Source organism: Pseudomonas panipatensis, assembly GCF_900099785.1.
GTDB lineage: Bacteria > Pseudomonadota > Gammaproteobacteria > Pseudomonadales > Pseudomonadaceae > Pseudomonas > Pseudomonas panipatensis.
This window is the reverse complement of record NZ_FNDS01000014.1, coordinates 92,355-99,147: the sequence shown is the minus strand read 5'-3', so window position 1 is coordinate 99,147 and position 6,793 is coordinate 92,355. Positions and strand designations below refer to the sequence as shown.

General features: G+C 68.2%; 2 protein-coding genes. One reads left to right on the top strand and one right to left on the bottom strand.

All coding sequences use genetic code 11. The features are described from left to right. On the bottom strand, positions 1-5,938 hold a 5,938-nt coding region (locus BLQ74_RS24580), incomplete at its 3' end, for a two-partner secretion domain-containing protein (RefSeq protein ID WP_139199123.1). A gap of 73 nt (positions 5,939-6,011) precedes the next feature. On the opposite strand from BLQ74_RS24580, the gene BLQ74_RS24575 reads away from it, so the two are divergent. Continuing rightward, positions 6,012-6,791: a DUF746 domain-containing protein gene (locus BLQ74_RS24575; RefSeq protein ID WP_170842869.1), complete on the top strand. Its 780-nt coding sequence runs from the start codon at positions 6,012-6,014 to the stop codon at positions 6,789-6,791. Positions 6,792-6,793 lie beyond the last annotated feature (2 nt).

Sequence of the window (6,793 nt, the reverse complement as noted above, 5' to 3'; positions counted from 1 at the left end):
CGATGGCGTTGTCCATCAGGTACTTGAACAGCGCTTCGTCGCTGGCCATGCCGTCGATGAAGCGCTGCCCGGTGCGCGCCACCACGGCCTGCTGGAGCAGACGTTGTTCGTAGAGGCCGTCGCCGAGGCGCTTCTGTGCCCGATCCGGGTCGTAGCCGAGTTGGCCGAGCAGGTAGTCGGAGCTGAGGAAGCTTTTCAGGCTGGTCAGCGCCGGGTTGGTCTCGATCAGGTATTTGTGGCTGTTGTCCGGCACGGCGCTGCTGGGCAGGCCCTGCACGCGAGCGACGTTCAGGGCGCCGCTGGACGGGCCGCTGACGGCGGCCGATGCGACGGGTGCGGAAACCCCATCCGTCTGCCGGTTGCCGACGTCGAGGGCCTGTTGGCGCTGGCCGGCGCCTGGCGCGCTGACGCCCTGGCCGCTGAGGCGGAACAGGCCGTTGCTGCCCGTGGGCAGGCTGAAGCCCGGCAGGGTGAGGGGGTTGATCTGCTGTTGGGCGAGGCTCGGCGGCAGTTGCGCGTTGATCGGCACCACAGTGCTGACCGGGCTGGCGCCAACGGCGGTATTGGCGGTCTGCTGACCCGGATTGACGTAGGTGGTGTGGTTGCGGATGACGCTGTTGTTGATCTGGCTGGTGGCGTCGATCGCCACGTTGCCGGCGGCCTGGATGATGCCGGCGTAGGTCTGGCTGTCCTGGACCAGTTGGCTGGCCGAGCCGTACTGCGGGTATTCCCTTTCTGTCCGCGCGATAAAGTGGCTGAGCGCCGCCGCCAGGCCGGACGGGTCGTTGACGTAGCTCTGGCTGTCGAGCCAGTAGCGCTCGGTGAAGGCGTCGGCCTCGTCGCGCCGCGTCTCGGGGTCGCGGGTGCGCTCGGAGCGGTACACACGCAAGGTCTCGCTCTCGCCGGTGACCACGCCTTGGTTACTCAGGCTATCGACCCTGGCGTAGAGGTTCTGCCCGGCGGCGATCTGGCTGCTGGCGTTGTTCAGTTGCTCGGCATTGATGCTGAGGTTACCGCCCGCGCTGATCGAGGCAGCGGCGCTGGCGTTGGATACCGAGAGCTTGTCGCGCTCGGTGATTTCCCAGACCTGGTTTTCCTTGCCGCCCGAGCAGTCGGCGTTCTCGTCGTTGAAGTATTTGTAGCAGTTCACTTCGACGATCTTGGCGGTGTATTTGCCGGCGGCGTCGACCTGCAGCACCACGCGGGCGTTGTTCAAGGCACTGACGTTTAGGCGCATATCGCCCTGGCTTTCCAGGCTGGCGGAGAGGTTGTCCAGACGCGCGGCGCGGTTGCCGGCGTCGTCGGCGGCGATATCCAAGGCGCCCAGGCTGTAAACATCGGCGTAACGGTTGACGAAGCTGCCCACGCGCAGCGCCATGTCGCCGCCGCTGACGATCAGGCCGTTCTGGTTGAGCAGGTTGGCGGCTTCGATGCGCAGGGCGCCGGCGCTGCCGAGGGTGCCGTCGTTGTTCAGGCTGGCGGCGCTGAGCTTGAGGTCTGCCGCCGAGGTCAGGCGACCGCTGTTGTTCAGGCTGCCGCTGGCCGTGACGCGGGTATCGGCGCCGCCCGCCAGGCTCGCGGTTGTGCCCAGGTCAACGCTGGCGGCCGTCAGCGCCAGCGATTTCAGGCTGCTGACGCGGCCGTCGCCGCTGTAGCCGCCGCGGAGGTGCAGGTCGAGGCGGCCGTCGCTGGCGATCAGGCCGTCGTTGCTCCAGTCGCCGCCGCTGCCGCTGAAGGTCTGCGAGGCGAGCAGTTGGCCGCCGCTGCCCTGGCTCAATTGGCCGATGTCCAGGGTCAGGTTGCGCGCCTGGATCACTGCGTTGTTGGTCCAACTGGCCGTCTGGTAGCTGAGGCTGCCGTTGGAGGTGAAGCTGCCGCCGGCAAGGCCGGCTTGGGCCAGGTCGAGGCCGAAGGTGCCGCTGCCGACATGCAGCACGCTGCCGCCGCCGTTCTGCAGCGAGCCGGTTTGCAGGCTCAGGTTCTCTGCCGCACTTTCCAGGCGGCCGAGGTTGTTGTTCAGCAGGCCGGACGTCGAGACCTGGGTGCTGCCCACCTGGCCCAGCGCGCGAATGGCCCCGACCACGTTGTCAATGCTGGCCGCGCCGAGGTTCAGGGTGTTGCTGCTTTCGATCAGGCCGAAGCGGTTGTTCAGCGCGCCGGTGAGGCTGAAGTCGATGGCGCCGGCGCCGATCTTGCCGCCCTGGCCGAGGGCCGCGCCGTCGTTGAGCAGTTGCTTGCCGCGCAGGGAGAGCAGGCCGCCGGCATAGAGGCCGCCGCCCTGGTTATTGAGATCGCCGGTGACGATGCGGTTGTCGCCGCTGACCGCCGAGAGGTGGCCGTCGCGGTTGTCGATACCGTCGCTGGCTTGCACGTCCAGCGCCTGCGCCTGGGTGGTGCCGGCGTGGTTACCGAACCAGCCGGTGACCAGCGTGAGGACGCCCTTGGCGGCGTCGATGATGCCGCCGTTGCCGTTGTCGAGGCTGGCCGCCTGTAGGTCGAGGTTGCCGGCCTGGCTGCCGATGCGTCCGCCCTGGTTGTCGATGGCGCCGCTGGTCGTGAGGGTCGCGCCGGCCTGGCCCTGGGCGCTGCCGCCAGCGTTAGCGATGCGGCTGGCACTGATGTCGAGCGCGCCGGCCTGGCTGAAGAGCAGGCCGGCCTGGCCGTTGAGCAGCTCGCCGCCAAGGCCGAAGCTCAGGTTGTCCTGCGCCGCCACGCTGCCGCCACTGTTGTCGAAGCCTCCGGCGAGGACCTTCAGCAGGCCCTGGCTGGCGAGCTGCCCGCCACGGTTCTCGACGCTGCCGGCGCCCAGGGTCAGCGGGCCGCCGCTGGCGATCGTCGAGCCAGCACCGTTGTTGAGCAGCGCGCCGAGCAGCCCCAGGCGCAACGCGCCCCGGCTGACCAGGCGGCCGCCGCTGTTGTCGAAGCGGGTGGTGTCATAACCGACGCTGCCCGCGCTGATCTGCCCGCCACGGTTGTCCAGCACCTTGCCGTTGCCGGTCAGCGCACCCTGGGTGCTGAGCAGGCCGCCGTTGCTATTGTCGAGGTCGCCGGCCAGGGTCAGGTCGAGATCGCCCTGGGTGGAGAGAATGCCGTTGGCGTTGTTCAGACTGGCGGCGGCGAGGGTCAGCTTGCCCTGGCTGACCAGCGCGCCTTGGTCGTGGTTGTCCAGCGCCCCGGAGAGGGTGATGCCGAGGGTGCCGCTGCGGCTGGAGAGGGTGCCGCCGGCGCTGTTGTCCAGGCGGCCGCCGTTGAGCGTCAGGCCCTGCCAGCCGGAAAGCAGGCCCAGGCCGGCATTGAGCACCTGCTCGGCCTGTAGGCTGAGCGTGGCGGCGCTGATGATCCGTCCCTGGTCGCGGTTGTCCAGGCTACCGCTGGCCTCGATGCTGAATCCCTGGCTGCCGGAGATTTCCCCACCACGGTTGTCGAGGTTGCCGAGGCCGTTGACCTGCAGCGCACCGCCCGCGCTGAGCAGGCCGCCCCGGTTGTCGAAGTCGCCGCGCTGGGCACCGCTGCCCAGGTCGATACGGACCTTGCCTTCGCCGATCAGCGCCGCCTGCTGCTGGATCAGCCGAGCGATGCTCAGATGCAGCTCGCCCTTGGCGGAAATTTCCCCGCCGCCCGTGGATTCGAGCCGACCGCCGCGCAGGCTCAGCACGCCCTGGCTGGTGATCAGGCCACCGGGTTGGCCGGCGCGGCTGGCGCCGTTGAGGACGTTGCCGGCACCGAGGTCGAGGCCCTGCTGGCCGCTGAGCACGCCGTCGCGGTTGTCGAGGTTGGCGGTGGTCGCGTCGAGGCGGCCCTGGGCGATGACCTTGCCATTGCGGTTGTCGGCGTTGCCGGTGGCCAGCAGCAGGTTGCCGCTGGCGGACAGCAGGCCGCCCTGGTTGTTCAGGCTGGCGCTGCCGACGTCGAGCTGGCCGCCGGCGACCAGTGCGCCATTGCCACTGTTGTCCAGCGCGCCCTGGCTGCGCACGAGCAGGTCGCCACGGCTGGCGAGGGTGCCGCCCTGGCTATTATCCAGGCTGGCGGCGTTGACGCTCAGCCCCTGGCTGCCGGAGAGCACGCCGGCATTGCGGTTGTCGAGCGCGCCGCTGGTCAGCGTCAGGCGCTCGCCGGAGAGCAGCTTGCCGCCCTGGTTGAGCAGCGTGCCGGTGGTGAGGGTGAAGGCGCGGTCACTGGAGATTTCGCCGCCCTGATTGTCCAGGCTGGCGACGTTGCGCAGGCGCAGTTGCCCCGGGCTGCCGAGCAGGCCGCCGGCATTGTTCAGGGCGCCGCCCTGCAGGTCGAGGTCGATGCCGCCCTGGCCGATCAACTGGCCGCCGCTGTTGTTGAGGCTGGCCGCACGCACGGCGACACCGGCCTTACTGGAAATCTCGCCGCTCTGGTTGAGCAGTTGGCCACCCTGCACGCTGACGCCCTGGTTGGCCGCAAGCAGGCCGCCGTTACGGTTGTCCAGGCGCTGGCTGACACTGGCCTGCAGCATGCCCTCGCTGACCAGGCTGCCCTGACCGCTGTTGTCCAGGCTGTCGAGGCTGAGCGTCAGCGCCTGGTCGGCGGAGAACAGGCCGAGGCGGTTATCCAGGGCGCCACCGTTGAGCTGGATGCTCGCGCCGATGGCCTTGCCGTTGCGGTTGTCCAGGCGCGCCCCGGCGAGGGTCAGTTGCCCGCTGGCCAGCAGCCGCCCCTGGCGGTTGTCCAGGCTACCCGTGCTGAGCGCGGTGCTGCTGCCCTTGAGGGTGCCACCCTGGTTGTCGAGGGTGCCGCCTACGTTCGCCTGCAGGGTGCGGCTGGCAAGCACGGTGCCAGCGTTACGCACGCCTTGGGCAGTGAGGGTCACGTCGCCCTGGCCGTTGCGGCTGTTGTCCGGGTTGACCCCGGCCTCGATCACCCCGCTGTTGTTGAGCTGGTTCGCCTGCAGGGCGATGGTCGAGGACGCGGCCAGGCTTTGCGCGTTGCTCAGCCGGCCACTGGCGTCGATCTGCACGCTGCCGGCGGCGTAGGTCGGGCCGTTCAGTGCCACTTCCTGCGCCTTGAGCGCCAGGTTGCCGCTGGCCGCCGTTTGCGCCAGTTCCAGCTTGCCGTTGGCGTCGATGCGGATGTCGCCGGCGCTGGCGGCCATGTTCCCCGCCAGGCGCACGCCGACGCCGGCCTCGGTGCCGACCAGGCGGATGGTGTTGGCGTACATGCCGCCCAGCGCCGCGCTGTCGATCGCCAGTTGCGGCTTGGCGCTGCCGTTGTCCGGCTTGGGCGTGGCAGCCAGGGTTTCGGCATCCACCTGGTTGCGCCCGGCGACCACCGTCAGTTGCCGGGCATAGAGGTCGGCATTCAGCTTGGCGCTGCGGGTGATCAGCTCGAAGCGGTCGATGTTGCTGGCGTTCAGCCCGGCGCCATCGATGCTGATCTCGCCGCCATCGACGTCATAGCCCTGCAAGCGCTCGCCGTTGAGGATCGGCTTGCCGGTGGCCAGGGTCGCGCGCGGGGTGTTGATGAAGCCGCAGCCGGAACAGGTGACGCCATTCGGATTGGCGACGATGACATGCGCGCCCTGCCCGGCCACTTCGGTGTAGCCCTGTAGGTGCGAAGGGCTGCCGCCGGTGACTTCGTTGAGGATCTTCTGCGCGGCCTGGCCCTTGAGGTTGGGGTTGCCGACGATGATCCCGCCCAGTTGCGTGGCCTGGGTCTTGCCGGTGGCATTGTTGAGGATCAGGCCCTGCGGGCCGACATTGAAGTCCGAAAATTTATTGTGGGAAAGCCCGGCGCCGTTGGGCGTGGCGATATTGACGATGGGTACGCCATTGCCCGCCGCGCCAATCTGGGTACTGCCCCCCGCTGCCGCATCCACCGCCAATTGCGCCGCCGTGGCGACGATCGGGTTGAGGAACAGAATGCCGGCCAGGGCGCTGGCGATGGCTTGGTACAGCGGGCGGCGGATATCCATATCGAAGGGGTCGCAACGGAAAAATGATGTGCAGCACCCTAACGCGGGAGTTCCCAGGAAATGGCCAATAGCCATGTACGGGATTTCCGAAACCACCCCAGCAGCACGGCAGCGGACTGCACAGGCGTCCGCCTTTGCGGCTCAATGGCCGCCCGTGACTCGAACATCAGCGCCAATGCCCCGTATCCTCGACCACGCCTTGCCCGTCCATGAGCACGGCCAAAGCCTACCCAGGCATGAAGATCCCGAACTGACTGCCTACCTGCACCGACATATCCGCGCGGTGTTCAGCCGGGACACTACGCCGCCGCCCTGCTACTACTGCAGCAGCCAGCAGGTGGCCTTGCGTTATCGCGGGCTGCCTCCCAACGGCATTCCCTACTTCACCTGCAAGCGCTGCGGCAAAGGTTTCAACCGCCGCACCGGCACGGCGCTGCAGAGTTTTCTGCGCAGCGACAAACTCGACGCCTTCCTGCCGATGCTGTCGCAACAGCGCTCGATCGCCAGCGCCGGCGAGAGGCTCGGCGTTTCAGCGTCGATGCTGAAACGCTGGGTCAGGGTCTTTCGCAAATGGCTGCTCAAGCTCGACCCCAGCGGCGAGTGGGAGGCCAGGGTCAAACTGGGCATGGTTCCCGACCTGCCCCATCTGCAGTGCCCTAACTGCGGCAACCGCGAACACTTCTTCCGGCATGGTTTCGTCGATGGCAACCATCAGGGCAAACGGATGTTCCGCTGCAAATTATGCCGACGCTGCGTGACCGAGCCGGATGCGCATTTCAGCCAACGCAAGGCCGACGCCGAGTCCCTGGAAACGGCCAGTCGATGCGACACGGCGAAATCGGCGGCGCGCTGAAC